Genomic DNA, 16,589 nt, shown 5'->3' on the forward strand with positions numbered 1-16,589 from the left:
GCAAGAATCCAAAAGTTGTCGCACTCGCCCTCGAGTGCGACAACTTTTGGGGTGTGGGGACGCCGCTCAGGGCCGGTGCGTCGTCTCGGGGAAGGCCTCCGGCTCGCACTGGATCGTCGCGTGGTCGATGCCGTGGCGCTCGCGGAGGACAGCGAGCACCCGCGAGAGCGCCGCTCGATAGTCGGCGTCGGGCGCGACGACCACGTGGCCGGTGGCGCTTTCCATCCCCGAGGTGATCGTCCACACGTGCAGGTCGTGCAGCGCCAGCACACCGGGGACGGCGCAGACGTCGCGCTCGAGGGCGGCGAGGTCCACGTGCGCGGGCGCCGACTCCATCAGGATCCCCAGCGCCTGACGGGTCAGCGACCAGGTGCGCGGCAGGATCAGCAGCCCGATCAGCACGCCGACGATCGGATCGGCCCACGCCCACCCCGTCGTGAGCAGCACGATCGCCGCCACGATCACTCCGACCGAACCGAGCGCGTCACCGAGCACCTCCAGCGAGGCTCCGCGGAGGGTGATGCTCTCCTTCGCGCCGACGGACAGCAGCCGCAGGCTCACCAGATTGACCGTCAGGCCCACGACGGCGGTGATCAGGAGGGGGCCGCCGGGTACCGCGGGCGGCTCGGCGAAGCGGCGCACCGCCTCCACGATCACGAAGGCGGCGACGGCGAACAGGAGCAGGCCGTTCGCGAGGGCGGCGAGGACTTCGAGGCGGTAGGAGCCGTAGGTGCGGCCCTTCGCGGCGGGGCGCGCGGCGAGCGAGATCGCCGCGATCGACATCCCCAGGGCGAGCACATCGGTGCCCATGTGCGCGGCGTCCGAGAGCAATGCGAGCGAGCCCGTCGCGACTCCGACCGCGAACTCGACGACCATGAACGCCGCGGTCAGCGCGAAGGCGGCCAGCAGGGGGCGCCGGTGTCTGGCCGCCGCGGAGCCGGCCGGACTGCCGTGCGAGTGGCCCATCAGCGGCTCGGATCCCTGCTCATATAAGCAGTCTTGCATGTGTCCGGAGTGGGCGCGAGAGGACGTCAGCCGAGGAGCGGATCCAGCGCCTCGCCGAGGTAGGAGGTCAGCGTCCGCGCGTACGACTCGGTGAGGTGGCCGAGGTCGCGGTACACCTTCACTCCGCCGATGACGAGCGGGCAGCCCCGGTCATCGCAGAACCAGCGGGTGAGGTCGACGGAGGCGGCGCCCGGCCAGCCGTCGGCGGCGGCGGCCATCAGCTCGCGGTCGGCGAAGGCCTCCTCGAGCGGGACGCTGCACTCGGCAGCGGTGCCGGGCTGCTCCGCGCAGGCCAGCAGCGAGAGCGAGGGCAGCACCGGGTTGTCGCGGATCGCGACCACCGTGGATCCGCGGGCGATCAGCGGCGCCCACGACTCGTGGAACCCGTCGATGCCGGCCTGCTCGTCGGGAGTGCCTGACGCGTCGACGAACACCGACTTCTTCGCGGAGTAGGCGGTGACCACGAGGTCGTACGGGTCCGCGGCCGCGAGCGCCTCCTGGAGCTTCCCGTTCCAGACGTCGCAGGAGCGCCGGGCGGACTCCGAGTCGTCGCGGCGCTCGGCGGTCGAGAAGACGCAGCCCGTCTTGTAGTAGCTGTGCAGGTCCCAGCCGCGCTCCTGCGCCACTCCGCGCAACGCGGGGAAGAAGGAGGCCGCATGCGAGTTGCCGATCAACAGCACGCGCTGGCCGCCGGGGTCGCCGAAGCGGCACTCCTTGAGCTCGGTGCCCGAGTTGCCGGTGCTGCACTCGTCGGTGTTGAGCACGGAGCCGTCCTCCGAGGCGTCGACCGCGGGGAGGCTGGTGCTCCAGGAGTCGGGGCAGGCGTTCGCGAGCGCCGCCGCTCCGACGCAGCCCTCGGTCGAGACGGGGAGGGCGTGCGCGCGGGAGAGGTCGGCCGCGATCGCGGCGTTCGTGCCGCCGAGTCCTGTCACTCCGACCAGTGCGGCGGCGGCCAGCAGGGCGGCCGGGGCGAGCGGACGGAGGCGGCGCGGGCGCTCGACGGGGGCGCGGCGGTGCAGCGGATCCTCGAGGAAGCGCTTCGAGGCGGCGGCGAGCAGGGTCGCGGCGGCAACGATCCCGAGCCCGGCGAGCGCGCCCGGGTCCTCGCCGGTGCTCTCGCGCCAGAAGACCAGGAGCGGCCAGTGCCAGAGGTAGAGGCCGTAGCTGATGCCGCCGAGCCAGACCAGCGGGCGCGTGGCGAGCAGGCGGGCGACCCCGAACTCCGGAGCGGGTCCGCTGCCGGCGACGAGCACGAGCAGCGCGGACACGGTCGGCCAGAGCGCGGCGGCACCGGGGAACGCGGTCGAGACCTGGAGCACGAAGCCGCAGGAGACGACTCCGATCAGCCCCAGCCAGCCGGCGACCGTGCGCAGAGCGGCCGGCAGCACGCGGCCCGGGAGCACGAGCGCCGCGAGCGAGCCGAGGCCGAACTCCCACGAGCGCGCGAGGGTGCTGTAGTAGGCGGTCGGCTGGTCGACCCCGACCAGCACCACCGAGAGGGCGAACGAGAGCACGGTGAGCGCCGCGACGAGCACCAGCAGGATCCGCGGCAGCTGCGCGCGCCGGCGCAGCACGACGGCGATGAGGGTCGCGACGAGCACCAGGCCGAGCCAGATCAGATAGAACTGCCCCTGCACCGACATCGCCCAGAAGTTCTGCACCGGCGAGTGGAAATCGTCCTGCGCGAGGTAGTCCACTCCGGCCCGCGCGAGCGCGATGTTCTCGACGTAGAACGTCGACGCGAGCACCTCGGTGAAGGTCTGCAGCAGCTGGGAGGGGCGCAGGAGCAGCGGCGAGAGCGCCGCGACGACGACCAGCACCACCGCGGCCGCCGGGAAGAGCCGGGAGGCGAGCCGGGTGAGGAAGGCGACCGGCCGCACCCGCCCGTAGCGGCGGATCTGGCCGAGGAGGGTCAGGGTGGTGAGGAAGCCGGCGACGACGAAGAAGACGTCGACGCCTCCGGAGACGCGGCCCAACCAGATGTGGAACGTGGCGACCAGGAGTGACGCGACCGCGCGCAGCCCCTCGATCTCGGGGCGGTAGCCGGAGGCGTCGGCCTTGCGCACCAGCGCGGGCCGGCCGGGAGGCGCGGAGAAATGGCGGGGCACAGGGGTCCTTCCGGTGCGGCCGGTGGATGGCGGCGCGAGCGCCATCGATCGTCGGTGTCCAGGATCGCGCTCTTGCGCTCTGAGGGGAACCTCGTCCGTGGGCGTCTGCCGATTCCACGGGGACCGGCGCACGCCGTCCTCGGACCCCGAATCCCGCCAGTTTCTCAGCGCCGAGCACGCCCGGGCCGGTTCGGGGTCCTTGCGATCGAGTGGATTCTGCGCCGTCACGTCGAGCGGATCGAGGACTCTCCAGAGGTCGCCAGGCGCAGCGGCGGGGTGCGGCGCGACACCGAATAAGCGGCGATGGCGCGGAACACCTGTCGCGAATCGACGGGTCGAGGTGAGGCAAGGCTAGGCTTACCGCGCCCGGTCCCGCCCTCTTCGCCGCGGCACGCAGACGAACCACGGGAGATCCATGTCCACGCACCGACGGCGTCACGCCGCCCTCGCCCTCGCCGCCCTGACGCTGCTCGCCCTCACCGGCTGCGGCGCTTCCGAGCAGGTCGACGCCCCGAGCACGGCCGCCGCAGGGGAGGGCAAGACCTCCTACCCGGTCACCCTCGACAACTGCGGTACCAGCACCACCGTCACCGCTGCCCCGCAGCGGGTCGTCTCGCTCGATCAGAACTCGACCGAGATCCTGCTCTCGCTCGGGCTCGAGGACCGGATGGTCGGCACCGCCTCCTGGACCGATCCCGTGCTCGACACCCTTGCCTCCGCGAACGAGAGCGTGCCGCGTCTGGCCGACAACGCACCCACCTACGAGGTGCTGCTCGGCGCCGACCCCGACTTCGTCACCGCCTCCTTCGGTCGCCACTTCGCCCCCGAGGGCGTCGCCTCCCGCGACCGTCTCGCCGAGACGGGCATCGGCTCCTATCTCGCCCCCTCCGACTGCGACTCCGGCGCGAGTGTGAACGGCGGCAGCGGCGTCCGCACGGTCCCGCTCACCGTCGACGTCCTCTACCAGGAGATCCACGAGCTGGCCGAGGTCTTCGATGTGCAGGAGCGCGGCGACGCGCTGGTCGCGCAGCTGCAGGCGCGCGCCGCGGCCGCGACCGAGGGAGTCGACTTCGGCGGCCGGAGCGTCGCCTTCTGGTTCGCCGACACCAAGACGCCCTACATGTCGGGTGGCTACAACTTCGCCTCGATGCTCGGCACCACGACGGGGATGACCAACGTCTTCGCCGACCGCACCGAGGACTGGCCCGCTGTCGGCTGGGAGAGCGTCGTCGCGGCAGCCCCCGACGTCCTGGTGCTGGGCGACCTGCAGCGCGACCGCTTCCCCGGCGACCGGCTCGCCGACAAGACCGCGTTCCTCCAGTCCGACCCGCTCACCAGTACTCTGCCTGCGGTGCAGAAGGGTCGCTTCATCGCGCTGCACGGTGCCGAGCTGAACCCCTCGATCCGCTTCGTCGACGGGCTCGAGAAGATCCACGCCTGGTGGGACGCGAACGGGGCCTCACTCTGACCGCGGTCCTCGTCCGCCGAACGCCGCGGGGCCTCATCGCCGCGGGTCTGGTCGGCGGCGGGCTGCTCGCGCTGGCGCTGTCGGTCGGCGTCGCGGTGACGCTCGGCCCGGCGGACGTCTCGCTGGTGAACGTCCGCGACATCCTCCTCAACCATCTCGGGCTCGCCGCTGTGCCCGTGCGCGCGGCCGAAGACGCGATCGTCTGGCAGGAGCGTCTCCCGCGCGCGCTGGTGGCCGCGGCCTGCGGCGCGGGGCTCGGGGTGTGCGGGGTGATCCTGCAATCGCTGCTGCGCAACCCGCTGGCCGACCCGTTCGTGCTGGGCGTCTCCTCCGGCGCCTCGACCGGCGCGGTGCTCGTCGGCGTGCTCGGGGTCGGCGGAGGAGTGGTCGGGCTCTCCGGCGGCGCCTTCGTCGGCGCGCTGGTCGCCTTCGGCTTCGTGCTGCTGCTCACCCGCTTCTCGGCGGGCGGCACCTCGGGGGTGATCCTGGCAGGAGTCGCGAGCACGCAGCTGTTCTCGGCGCTGACCTCGCTGATCGTATTCGCGCTCGCCGATTCGGACGAGACGCGCGGCGTGATGTTCTGGCTGCTCGGCTCACTCGAGGGCATGCGCTGGGACGACGTGACTCTGAGCGGCGGAGTCGTGCTGCTCGGCTCGGTGGTGTGCCTGGCCGCGGCGCGCACGCTCGACGCGTTCGCCTTCGGGGAGGACGTGGCCGCCTCACTGGGTGTGCACGTCGGCCGCACCCGTCTCCTCCTGCTCGTGGTGACGGCCCTGCTGACGGCGACCCTGGTCAGCATTGCCGGAGCGATCGGATTCGTGGGGCTGGTGCTGCCCCACGCCGCCCGCCTGGTGTTCGGGCAGCGGCACTCGCGGGTGATCCCCGCGACCATCCTGCTCGGCGCGGTGTTCCTCGTGTGGGTCGATGCCGGCTCGCGTGTCGTCTTCGCGCCGACTCCGCTGCCCGTGGGTGTCGGCACGGCGCTCGTGGGTGTGCCGGTGTTCATGCTGCTCCTCCTGCGGCGCAGGGGCCGCTCGTGACGCTCGAGGCCGACCGGGTCGCCTGGCGGCGGGGCGGTCGCCTGGTCGTCGACGGGGTCTCCCTCCGGCCCGGGCCCGGCGCGACCGTCGGGCTGCTGGGACCCAACGGGTCGGGTAAGTCGTCGCTGCTGCGGCTGCTCCAGGGCACGGCGGCTCCGGATGCGGGGGTGGTCACCCTCGACGGCGCGCCGCTGCGCTCGCTCCGCCGCCGCGAGGTCGCCCGGGCCGTTGCGACAGTGACGCAGCAGGCCGAGACGGAGGCGGACCTGCCCGTCCGCGATGTCGTCCGACTCGGCCGCACCCCGCACCGCTCACTGCTCGGCGGCGACACGGCGGAGGACCTGCGCGCGATCGAACGCGCGCTCGAGCAGGTGGGGCTCGGGGCGAAGGCCGACCACCTGTGGCACACGCTCTCGGGCGGCGAGCGCCAGCGTGCGCACATCGCCCGGGCGCTCGCGCAGGAGCCGCGCGAGCTGCTGATGGACGAGCCGACCAACCACCTCGACATCCGTCACCAGCTGGAGCTGCTCGCACTGGTGCGGGCGCTGCCGGTGACCACGATCGTCGCGTTGCACGATCTGAACCTCGCCGCCCTCTTCTGCGATGAGGTGCTGGTGCTGCGCGAGGGGCGCGTCGTGGCGGGTGGTACTCCGGAGGAGGTGCTCACTCCAGCGTTGATCGCGGAGGTGTACGGCGTGCGGGCGCGCGTGGTCGTCGACGCCGGGCGGCCGCACGTGCTGTTCGACTCCTGACACCGCATTGCCAGAGGATCGCCGATCAGTCAACGGTCTCGTCTTCGTCGCGGGGGACGTCCTAGCGTCGTGGTACCGGTGTAGAGACCTCTCAGGGAGGTCCACCCCTCGCGCTGGGCGATGGGCTCTCCTCGGCGGAGGTCGACGGGCGTGCCGGTGACGATGAGGGGAGTCCAGAGATGTCCAGAGACGACGTGGCGCCGGGGCGGTTCGCGCGATTCGTGAAGTGGGTCAATAAGGCCGACGGCTGGGAGCCGCAGTACCTGCGCGGCCGGGTCGTGGCAAAAAAAGATGGCGAGTGGATCGTCGCCGTCGACGGCGAGGAGCGCCGCATCATCAAAAAAGAGTGGAGCGTCTACCGCTAACCCCCCTCCCCCTTGTGTGGCGCTGAGTCGCCCGAGATGGTCGTCCGCTCCGGCGTGTCGCGGACCATCTCGGGCGACTCAGCGGCGCCGTCCGCTTAGAGGTGGCGGGCGGGGCCCTGGAGGCCGAGGACGGTGATGGTGAGGGTGGCGGTGGTGGTCTGCGCGGCGGGGGGCGCCGAGTCGGACAGGCGCAGGGTGAGGCGGAGGTGGTCGGTCGCGCCGACCGCGAAGGCGGGCGAGCCGGGCAGGTCGAGGCGGGCGGTGGCAGGGCGGTCGGCGGCGACGGTTGTCGCGGTGCCGGGGCAGGTGGCGACGTCGGCCGACCAGGACTGCGAGCAACGCTCGATCGTGAGCTGCAGGCCGTCCGAGAGGTCGGTGCCGGTGGTGGTCTGGAGTTGGAGGGCCGACATCGCGACGGTTCCGGCGTTCGTCAGGTCGAGCAGGCGACGGGCCGTTCCGCCGGGGACGAGGCCGGAGACGGGGACCGGGACGGTCGTCGCTCCGGTGGCGTCGAACTCGGCGATGACCGTCCCGGAGGCGACGCGGGCGCCCGCGGAGGCCCGGTCGAGGAAGACGGCGGAGGCGGTCGCGGCGGCACCGAGGACAAGGGCGCCCATTAAAAGGCCCGCCAGGCCGGCTCGGGAGAGCACGCGGCGGCGCACCTCGGGGGCGTGCCGCGGCGCTCCGCGGTCGCGGGAGGACGGCCGCGCACTGTGACGTCCGTGCTCCTCGGGCGGACGCTCCGGCTCGGGCACGACGTCGAGTGGGCGGTGCGCGCCGCTCATCGGGGCACCTCCTCGGGGCGGCGCCAGATGGCGAGGAGGAGGGCGCCGACGACGACCGCGCCGCCCGCCGCGAAGAGAGCGAAGCGTGCCTCCGGGTGCGCGAGGGCGATGCTCGGCCACCCCAGCAGCGGTACCACGGAGTTTTCGCGCCAGATCCGCTGGTCGGCGATCGTGACGATCCACGGATCCGCCGACTCGTTGTTGTCGCCCTTGGTGGTGAGCGCCAGCTGGCCCGGCTCACGGCCGCGGAGGGCGGCCGCCTCCGCTTCGGAGTAGACCAGGGTGACGCGGTGGATGACGCGGCGGCCCGGATCGTCGGGGTCGGTGAAGACGATCACGTCGCCGGCGCGGATCTCGGCCTGATCGACGGGCAGGGTGAGGGCGAGGGAGCCCACCGGCATCCCGGGCGCCATCGAGTTCGAGAGCACCGGCACGAGCCGCACGAGGCCCAGGGCCGAGAGGGCGAAAACGGTGAGGCCGGCGACGGCGACGAGGGCGACCAGGCCGCCGAGGAGAGCGCGGAGAAACGTCATGCCCGCTCCCTCCTGCGGCGCCGCCCCGCTGCGGCCAGCAGCGTGCCTGCGCCGAGGGCGAGTATCCCGCCCAGGAGTGCGGCGCCCAGGTCGCGGCCGGTGACGGCCAGGCCGCCTCCCGCCGGGCCAGGGCCGGAGCTGGCGCCGGGGCTGGCGCCTTCGCCCGCATCCGACGTTCCCACGATCACCCGCAGCGACGCCCCCGCGAGCTCCATCGCGTTGCCGGCCGACTCCGGGAACAGCACTCGCACGTGCACGCCCTCGGTGACTCCGCCATCCAGCGGACGCGCGGCGTCGAGCCGGCCGAGCGTCGCCGCCGGCCCGGAACCCAGGGGCACCGCGTCGGCGGGGCAGAGGTAGCGCTGGATCGTGCGAGGACCGTCGACGATCTGCTCGACGGTGAACGCCGAGTCGCAGAGCTCGACGCTCAGTTGGAGGCCATCGCGCGGATCCTGCGCCAGCATCCCTCCGTCGACCACGAACGCCACCGACACCTCCTGCGGGGTGAACCCGGTATTGGTCACCTCGACCGCCCAGTCCGCACGATCGCCGGGAGCGAGCTCGCTGAGCGAGCCCGCCGGGGAGAGCTCGCGCACGTCGAGGACGCCGACGGGCTCGGCGCTCGCCGCGGGGGCGAGGAGCACCGCGGCGAGGACGGCGCCGTACGCACGGGCGTGGGTCATGGTGGCGGCTCCGGGAGCGAAGGGGGAGGCCTCCGCCCCGCACCGGCGGCGGCCGGGCGAGACGGAGGCAGTACGAAACGGTCTACTTCTGGATGCCGGCGCGCTGGATTGCGGCGGCGGTGAAGGTGACGGTGGCGGAGGCGTTCTCGTACGCGTTGTCGGCGGCGGTCGGCAGGACGAGCTCGATCAGCGTGTTCAGCGACACATCGCCGGCGTCCGAGGGGAAGGTCCCGGTCGCGGTGGGGGTGATGCCGAAGTTCGCCGGGGTGAAGTTCGCCGCGTTGGCGACTCCGCCGATGGTCGAGAGCTTGCCGGTGCCGGTGACGGTCTGCGTGCCGGCGCAGCTGTACGGGCCGTTCTCCGCGGGTGCGGCGGCGGGGACCCAGGCGGTCGAGCACGTGAGCAGGCGGTAGTCGAGGCCGTTCGCTCCGGTGACCAGGGATGCGCCGACGCGGCCGGGGTCGGTGGTGTCCGAGCCGACGACGTCGTTGGTGACGTCCTGGTAGAAGCGGACCGTCGAGACGAGGTCACCGTCGTTGGTGGCGTTCGGCAGCACGAGGCTGATCGGGCGCTGGACCGTGTCGCCGGGCGCGATGTTCGCGACCGTGAACGCTCCGGTCACCGAGATGTCGGTCTGGCCGGCGTCGACGTTGCCGACCGCGGTCCCGGAATCGGTGAACACGGCGAAGGCGCCGGCGCCCGCGAGGGCTCCCGCGGCGAGGAGGACGCCGCCGGTGAGGGCGACCTTCTTCCACGGGCTACGGCGAGTGGGTGCTGTGGTGGTCATGGCGACCGTTCCTTTCTGGTGGGTGGTGCCCGGAGCGGGCGTGGTCTCCCTCACGAAGACGCGTGCAGGACGAGAGGGGTGTCGAGGGGGAGGCATCAGCAGCCTCCGGCGGTGGTGACGGCCGGCTGGGCGACGGCGGTCGAGGCGGCGGAGGCGACTCCGAGCCAGCGCTGCAGATCCGGGCGGACCCGCCACTGGTAGCTGCGGCCCTCGCCGACACGGTCGTCCGTGAAGCTCGTGGCGGCGGCGCCCGGCGTCGCGACCACGGTCCACGGGCCGGGAGTCGCGCCCGCGAGGCGGCGCTCGAGCGTCCAGCCGGTCGCTCCGGCGGCGGCCGACCAGCTCACGAGAGTGCTCGGTCGGCCGGCCGTGCAGCTCGCGACGGGAGTGGCGACCACCGAGGAGCGGATCCACGCGCCGAGGCCGATCGCTCCGCTCGTCGCGTCACTGCCGGTGAAGCCGCGCCGGATGAGTGGAGCCGGATCGACCCAGACCGTGATCGTGCTGCCCACCGTGAGCGCCCCGTCCGAGACCGTGTACGCGATCGTGGCGCTGCCGGTCCAGCCGTCGGCCGCGGGCGCGTAGGTGCACGTCGATCCGGAGCAGGAGAAGGTGCCGCGCAGCCCGCCGGGGACGCTCGTGCCCGCCAGAGCGAGAGTGCTGCCCGCGTCCTCGTCGGTGTCGTTCGCGAGCGGAGCGACGGTGACGGCGGGGCCGCCGGTGGTCGCGACCACGCGGTCGGGGCGGGCGATCGGAGCGCGGTTCAGCGCAGTGACAGTGACGGTGACCCGCACGTTCCAGGTGCCGTACTGGCCCGAGAGCGAGTAGTCGAAGACGTCGCTGCCGACGAAGGCGGCGATCGGACGGTAGGTGCACTGGCCGCGGGTGCTGCCGCTGGCGACACAGGTGACCGACCCCTGCACGGGAGTGGCGGGTGCGGGGCTCGCCGCGCCTCCGATCGCCTTCGGCGTGGCCGAGAGCTGCGCGCGCGAGAAGGTGGCGCCGGTCGCGGCGGGCCCGTCGTTGGCGAGCACGTCGAGCACGACCGAGCCGCCCTGCACGACCGTCGCGGTGTCGGCCACCGGATCCGGGATCACCGAGATGCTCACCGAGGCGGTGCGGGTGAAGGCCCCGCCGGTGGGGCCGGTCGCGGTCGCGGTGGCGGTGTTGGTGATCGTGGCGGCCGAGACGTCGGCGGTGGTGGTGGTGTAGGTGGCGGTCGCGGTGACGACCTGGCCGGGCAGCAGTCGTCCGGAAGTGCCCGGCCAGGAGTAGGAGAGAGCGGAGAGTCCGCTCTTGGGGTCGGTGATCGCAACGGCGGTGAGGGTGGTGGTGCCGGTGTTGGTCGCGCGGAAGGTGTAGGTGATGACGGTGCCGGCGGTGCTGATGAAGGCGGGGTTCGCGGTCTTGGTCAGAGCGAGATCGTTCGTACGGGCGATCACGACGGTCTTCGAGGCGGTGGCGGTGACCGCGGCACCGGTCGACGGGGTGCCGGTGGCGGTGGCGGTGTTCAGGACCGAGCCCGCGTCGACGTCGGCCTGCGTGAGCGTGTAGCTGGCGGAGGCGCTGACCGACTGGCCGACCCCGAGCTGCCCCGCGGTGCCCGGCCAGGCGCCGTAGGCGACGGTGACTCGCGGGTCGCTGATTGCGACCGCGGTCAGCGCGGTGTTGCCGCTATTGGTGGCGGTGAAGCTGTAGGCGATGGTGGAGCCCGCGGTGGCTCCGGCGGTGAGGGCGCCGTCCTTGGTCAGCGAGATCGAGGGGGCGTAGCGGATCGGCGTGGTCGCCGTCGAGGTCGCGCTGACCGTGGCGGGGGTGGCCGCGAGGGTCCGGCCGCTGACGGTCGCGGTGTTGCTGACGGCGGTGCCCTTGTCGATGTCGGCCTGCGTGACGGTGTACGCGGCCGAGGTGAAGGTCGTGCTCGCTCCGGGCGCGAGCTGCGTTGAGGTGGGCGTGATGCCGGACACCCGGGGGTCGGTGACGGCGACGCCCTGCAGGGTGACGTTCCCGGTGTTGCGTGCGAGGAAGGAGTAGCTGATCCGCTCGCCGACATCGGCCTGAGCGTTGCCGTTGCTGTCGGTGAGCAGGCCGGTCTTGGCGAGCGTGAGGGCGGGGGCGGGAGCGATGATCGGGGCGGTGGCGGAGGAGGCGGCACTGGTGATGGCGGTGGTGCCGCTCTGAGCGCTGGCTGTCGCGGTGTTCACGAGCGTGCTGGCGAGTGCCTCGGCGGCGGTCACCACGTGCGAGCCGGTGCAGGTCACGGAGGCCAGCGGCGCGAGTGTCGTCGCGGGGCACGAGACCGTCGCCTTGGGGTCAGCGACGGCGACGCCTGTCAGGGTCGCCAGCGTCGAGGTGTTCGTGACGACGAACTGGTAGGGGATGCTCGAGCCCTCGCTGTAGCTGGTGGGCTGAGTCGTTGTGCGGTCGATCTGCTTGACCAGGTTCAGGGCACCGAGATCGTTGATGGTCGAGACGCTGACGTTGCGAATGAGGTGCGTGTCGCTGGATCCGCCGGTGGAAGCCGTGAAGCCGAGCTTGTAGGTCGAGGGTGCGGCGGTCGTCATCGTGAACCGCATCACCTCCGTGAGGTTCGCCGCAGGCGTCCCCGCCGACCCGCCGTAGTAGACGACCACCTCGGGGAAGGTGGCGGGCGACACGGTAATGCGGATGGTCCGACCAACCGAGGCGGCGGGATTGGCGGTGTTGGCGAGCACGGTCGTCGGCCGCAGGTTGCCGAAGGAGGGCGGCGCGGAGCCGCGGATATAGCAATAGCCGACCAGGCCCTGGCCGGGACCGCGGGCGACGATCCGGTTCGCCTGCTGCCCCGGGGCGGTCGGGGTGGTGGGGCAGCCCGCGCCCAGACCGTTGCCGCCCGCTGCGGTGTTCGAATAGTTGCCGAAGGCGTCCAGGCCGATGCCGAGGTAGCCGCCGTTCACACCGTCGACGCTCGAACCGGTCGTCGTGTTCTGGCCGTAGCCGAGCGCGCCACCCGCGGCTCCGGCCATCGTGAGGCTCCTGGAGCCGTCGGTCAGGAAGAAGCCGATGCCGTCGGCGCCGGCCAGGGAGAGGCTCGCGCCGTACTGGTACTGGTCGAAGAGGACGTCGAGCCCGCCGGTCGCGGGGATGGGCCGGTTGAGCACCGCGCCGCCCTTGGAGTTCGTGCGGTTGTCGGTCAGCTGGAGGAAGCCGGGGTCGGTGCTCGCGGCCGGAGCCGCGGTCCGGTTCGCGCAGACGCCCAGGCGGGATCCGCTCGAGGGCGGAGCGACCGTGGCGCGGGTGATGCAGCCCGAGTCGAGCGGCTGCCAGGCGGAGTCGGCGACGCTGGTGCCGCCGAACCCCTCCTGCACCAGGACGGTCGCGGCCTGGGCCCTCGACGCCGGCAGGACGACCAGGGCGGCGGCGAGCAGGAGGAGGACCAGGGCGAGTGCGAGGGGCGGGCGAGAACGGTCGAGAACGTGCGTAGTCATCGCTGATCGACCTCCCCCCGGAGCGCTTCGCCGGGCCTTCCGGGTGGAGCGGAGATCACGATAGATCGGGCTCGGGAGGTGCCTTGTCCCCCTGAGGCGGGACGTCCGAGGAGGCCGACGAGTTCCTTTTTGGGCAGACGTGCAGGGATGGAACAGCGAGCTGGGGACCGGATATCAGGTGTCTTTCAGACAAGGCGAGGCTGTAGATGGCGTGTTGACGTGCGCATTCCGCTGCTGGATTGCGATGTCGAGGTTCTTGGGTGTCGGGGATGGCGCGTGCGCGTCACCGGCACCGCTCGGGGCGACCCCGAGGGGTGCTGGCGGAGAACGGCAGGGTAGTGACGCGAGATGGCGCTCTCCCGTGGCATCGTTCGTGGCGCGCTGCGGCGCGGGGGCGCGCGGTTACCCCCCAAAAGGGTCCCCTACGCGGCGCCATGCGGATATCGTGTCCGATCGGCCCGCTGTCCTCGAGCCAGGGCTGGTGCCGGAGGCGAGGTACGGGTGATGATGCCCGTGCGTGTGCCCGAGCACCGTGGTCCGGTCCTGGGTCGTTCCTGGTCCGGTCCTGGTCCGCTCCTGCTTCGGGGCGCCACGCCTGCCCTCAGCGGTCCCTTCCGGATCGCAGTTCCGGCGCCGGCGGTCCCCGGTGACCGCTCGCTCCTCCTGATCCTTCCGGTCCGGCGCCCGCCCGGCCGGGTCGCCTCTCCTCCCCCGGGGGTCTTCCCATGTCCGCACCTCGTTCTTCCGCACCGCGTTCTTCCGCACCGCGTTCTTCCGCACGCGGTTCGTCCGCACCCGGGCGTCGGCACAGCCGTCGCCTTGTCCTCACCGGAGCCGCGCTCGGCCTCGGAGCCGCCGTCGCCTCCGCCATGACGGCCTCCGCCGCTCCCGACTACAGCGTCATCCCTCTGCTGCCCGGCGAGCTGGGGCGCAGCGACACCGCCTCCTCGCGCTTCGGCCGGAAGCCGTACCAGATCATCGACGTGTCGATCGCGGGCGACCGCACCCGCCTGTTCGTGCCGCACACCGCGGTGCCCTCGGCGCGGGTCGGCCAGGTCGTCTACTGGTACTACCACGCGAACGGCAGCTCCTACGCGGCCCTGTCCGGCGCCTTCCAGTACACGGCCGACCAGGCGGTCGACGACGGCGTGATCAGCATCTGCCCCAACTACGGCGGCAGCGTCTGGACCAGCCGCGCAGCGATCACTGCGCAGACCAACGCGGTCGCCTGGTTCCAGAAGACCTGGCGGATCGGCGCGAGCTTCCTCCGCTCCAACTCCGGCGGCGGCGCACTGCTCTGCTGGGCATACGGCAACCGACTCGTCCCCGAGATCCGCGGCGCGTACCACGCGAGCGGCGTCTACGACATGAACGACATCGCCACCCGCGAACCTACGCGGACCCTACCCGCCTACGGCTTCGACGCCGCCACCATCCCCGCCACCGACCCCGCGCTCCTCCCGCAGGCATCGTGGTCCGGCACGCGCCTGCGCATCACCGGATCGCCCGAGGACCAGCTCGTGCCGATCGCGGCCCACGGCGGCAAGCTGCACGCGCTGGCGCAGCCGGTGGCGAAGGAGTCGGTGCTCACCCTGCACTCGTCCGAGGGTGCTCCCTCGGGTCACATCGTCCCGAGCTTCACGCAGAAGGACATGCTCGACACCTTCCGGCGCTGGCTCGCCGAGGAGCCCGTGGTGGTGCTGCCGGATCCGCCCGCGCCGGTGATTCCGGGCGAAGGCACCTACCAGAACGACTCCGCGTTCGTCACGCTGACCGGCACCTGGTCGACCCTCTCCGGCGGCGGCGACAGCGGAGGCGCCATCGGCTACTCGAGCTCGGCCGGCGCCTCGGCGACCCTGCGCTTCACGGGCACCGGCGTCAGCTGGGTGAGCCGCCTCACGGCGTCCTCGGGAATCAACGAGGTGCTGGTCGACGGCGTCGTCGTGGCGAGCGGCGACCGCTACAGCGCGACGACCCGCTCGGGAGTGACGGTCTGGTCCAGCGGCGCCCTGCCCGCCGGTCAGCACACAGTGACAGTGCGGCGCGGATCCACCAGGAACCCGGCGGCGACGGGGGCGACCCTCATCCTGGACGCGTTCGTGGTGACGGCGGGGACTCCCGCCACCTCGACTCCTACTCCCACGCCCACGCCCACCGCGCTTCCCGCCGCGGGTACCTACGAGAACGGAGCCGCCGCGATCACGACCGTCGGCACGTGGTCGACGCTCTCGGGAGCTGCTGACAGCGGCGGCAGCATCGCGTACTCGAGCACGTCCAACGCCTCCGCGACGCTGCTCTTCTCGGGCACGAGGGTGAGCTGGCTGAGTCGGCTGACCCCCTCGTCCGGGATCAACGAGGTGCTGCTCGACGGCGTGCAGGTGGCGACCGTCGACCGTTACAGCGCGACGATCCGTTCGGCCCGCACCGTCTGGACCAGCCCCGTGCTGGCCGCTGGCGAGCACACCGTGACGATCCGCCGCGGGTCGACGCGGAACCCGGCCTCGACCGGGACGACGCTGATCCTGGACGCGTTCGTCGTGGTGTGAGGAGGTGCCCGTGCCCGGCGCCTCGGCGCGCTCGTGCGAGCATGCGGGGAACGCTGATCCTCGGAGGAACGGGCTGGCTCGGCGGGCACCGCGCCGCGGAGGCGCTGCGGCACGAGGTGACCTGCGTCGCACGCGGCTCGGGCGTGCCTCCGGGTGCCGTGTCGGTGCAGGCCGATCGTGGCGACGCGCTCTCGGCGGCACGTCCTGGGACGCCGTGATCGACCTCTCCTCGACTCCGGCGCACGTCTACCGCGCCGCCCGCGGCCTGCGCTGCGGCCTGTCCGTGCTCGTCTCGACGACCAGCGTCTCCGCGGTGAATTCGGTCATCGGAGCGATGGAGGACGCGGAGTTGCTCGCCCCCTCCGACGACCCCGCCTCCTACGGCGCCGCGAAGGTCGCCTGCGAGCAGGCCGTCCTGGCGGGAGCGGCGCCCGCCCTGATCGCGCGCGCCGGCCTGATCGGCGGGCCCTGCGACCGGGCGCTCGTCGTACGGGCCGTGGCGGTTCGCGCATCCGGCTGTACCTGGGGTGGTGCTGGGCGCTGTGGCGCTGCTGACATCGGTGCTGAACGTGCGGGACCTCGCGCGGTGGCTGGTGTCGTCGGCGGAGGCGGGCGTGATGAATGTCTGCGGGACTCCTGTGTCGCTGGGGGAGCACCTCGCGGTGGCGCGGGGCGAGTCGTCCGCCGTGCCGGTCGCCGCGGCGGAGGAGTGGCTGCTGGCGCGCGGAGTCGGGCAGTGGTCGGGACCCGGCTCGCTGCCGCTGTGGATCCGACACCCTGACTGGCGCGGAATACGCGCGCCCGCCGCCCGCTGCCCGAGACGCTTCGCGCCGCCGTCCACGAGCCCGGCCGCCGCGCCGTCCCGCCCAACGAGCGAGAGCGCGAGCTGCTCACCGCGTGGCAACCGGTTGCCCGCTGAGTCGCCCGAGAATGCTCGTTCTCGGTGCGGAGAACGAGCCTTCTCGGGCGACTCACGTCCGCCGACGTGCGTGGGCGATCTCAATGATTCGGGCATCCGGGCAGGACCTTGCCCGTCGAACCTCGTCGTCG

At 72.5% G+C, this 16,589-nt stretch carries 14 protein-coding genes; 7 read left to right on the forward strand and 7 right to left on the reverse strand.

Going from position 1 to position 16,589, the window contains the following annotated elements; translation table 11 throughout:
- Positions 1-66: 66 nt before the first annotated feature.
- A complete protein-coding gene (locus tag C5D07_RS03940; protein ID WP_068256466.1) occupies positions 67-966 on the reverse strand; it encodes a cation diffusion facilitator family transporter in 900 nt (299 codons plus the stop codon).
- 65 nt (positions 967-1,031) lie between these two features.
- Positions 1,032-3,113 (reverse strand): acyltransferase family protein, encoded by a 2,082-nt coding sequence (locus tag C5D07_RS03945; protein ID WP_167542400.1) that lies wholly within the window; start codon positions 3,111-3,113, stop codon positions 1,032-1,034.
- A 415-nt stretch (positions 3,114-3,528) separates the two neighbouring features.
- On the opposite strand from C5D07_RS03945, the gene C5D07_RS03950 reads away from it, so the two are divergent.
- The 4 genes from C5D07_RS03950 (at position 3,529) to C5D07_RS03965 (ending at position 6,738) form a co-directional block, all read left to right on the forward strand.
- Positions 3,529-4,581, forward strand: a complete 1,053-nt coding sequence (locus C5D07_RS03950; RefSeq protein ID WP_104258732.1) for an ABC transporter substrate-binding protein — start codon at positions 3,529-3,531, stop codon at positions 4,579-4,581.
- Positions 4,554-5,621: a FecCD family ABC transporter permease gene (locus C5D07_RS03955; RefSeq protein ID WP_068256460.1), complete on the forward strand. Its 1,068-nt coding sequence runs from the start codon at positions 4,554-4,556 to the stop codon at positions 5,619-5,621. Before C5D07_RS03950 ends, C5D07_RS03955 begins: the two co-directional genes overlap by 28 nt.
- The gene (locus C5D07_RS03960; RefSeq protein ID WP_104258733.1) at positions 5,618-6,373 is read left to right on the forward strand and encodes an ABC transporter ATP-binding protein; all 756 of its coding nucleotides are present in this window, start codon (positions 5,618-5,620) and stop codon (positions 6,371-6,373) included. Before C5D07_RS03955 ends, C5D07_RS03960 begins: the two co-directional genes overlap by 4 nt.
- 179 nt (positions 6,374-6,552) lie before the next feature.
- Positions 6,553-6,738 carry a hypothetical protein gene (locus tag C5D07_RS03965; protein WP_068256455.1) on the forward strand — a complete coding sequence of 62 codons (186 nt, stop codon included), beginning with the start codon at positions 6,553-6,555 and terminating at the stop codon, positions 6,736-6,738.
- A gap of 95 nt (positions 6,739-6,833) precedes the next feature.
- Here the strand turns inward: C5D07_RS03965 and C5D07_RS03970 are convergent, their stop codons facing one another.
- The 5 genes from C5D07_RS03970 to C5D07_RS16240 form a co-directional block, all read right to left on the reverse strand.
- Complete coding sequence (locus C5D07_RS03970; RefSeq protein ID WP_104258734.1) at positions 6,834-7,523, reverse strand: peptidase; 690 nt, start codon at positions 7,521-7,523, stop codon at positions 6,834-6,836.
- Entirely contained in the window at positions 7,520-8,056 is a 537-nt protein-coding gene (locus C5D07_RS03975; RefSeq protein ID WP_068256450.1) for a signal peptidase I, read from the reverse strand. Before C5D07_RS03975 ends, C5D07_RS03970 begins: the two co-directional genes overlap by 4 nt.
- Positions 8,053-8,739: a hypothetical protein gene (locus C5D07_RS03980; RefSeq protein WP_068256447.1), complete on the reverse strand. Its 687-nt coding sequence runs from the start codon at positions 8,737-8,739 to the stop codon at positions 8,053-8,055. Before C5D07_RS03980 ends, C5D07_RS03975 begins: the two co-directional genes overlap by 4 nt.
- Positions 8,740-8,821: 82 nt before the next feature.
- Complete coding sequence (locus C5D07_RS03985; RefSeq protein WP_068256444.1) at positions 8,822-9,526, reverse strand: TasA family protein; 705 nt, start codon at positions 9,524-9,526, stop codon at positions 8,822-8,824.
- 95 nt (positions 9,527-9,621) lie between these two features.
- Complete coding sequence (locus C5D07_RS16240) at positions 9,622-12,993, reverse strand: DUF7507 domain-containing protein (RefSeq protein ID WP_068256441.1); 3,372 nt, start codon at positions 12,991-12,993, stop codon at positions 9,622-9,624.
- A gap of 869 nt (positions 12,994-13,862) precedes the next feature.
- Between C5D07_RS16240 and C5D07_RS03995 the strand changes: the two genes are divergently transcribed.
- Genes C5D07_RS03995 through C5D07_RS04000 form a run of 3 tightly spaced genes read left to right on the forward strand, consistent with a single transcriptional unit; the run spans position 13,863 to position 16,320 of the window.
- The gene (locus C5D07_RS03995; RefSeq protein ID WP_104258735.1) at positions 13,863-15,539 is read left to right on the forward strand and encodes a hypothetical protein; all 1,677 of its coding nucleotides are present in this window, start codon (positions 13,863-13,865) and stop codon (positions 15,537-15,539) included.
- Between the two features lie 41 nt (positions 15,540-15,580).
- Positions 15,581-15,757 (forward strand): Rossmann-fold NAD(P)-binding domain-containing protein, encoded by a 177-nt coding sequence (locus tag C5D07_RS15660; protein ID WP_157593829.1) that lies wholly within the window; start codon positions 15,581-15,583, stop codon positions 15,755-15,757.
- Positions 15,754-16,320, forward strand: a complete 567-nt coding sequence (locus C5D07_RS04000) for a Rossmann-fold NAD(P)-binding domain-containing protein (RefSeq protein WP_068256435.1) — start codon at positions 15,754-15,756, stop codon at positions 16,318-16,320. Before C5D07_RS15660 ends, C5D07_RS04000 begins: the two co-directional genes overlap by 4 nt.
- The last annotated feature ends 269 nt before the right edge of the window (positions 16,321-16,589 follow it).

The sequence above is a fragment of the Rathayibacter tritici genome (genome assembly GCF_002932875.1).
Classification (GTDB): Bacteria; Actinomycetota; Actinomycetes; order Actinomycetales; family Microbacteriaceae; genus Rathayibacter; species Rathayibacter tritici.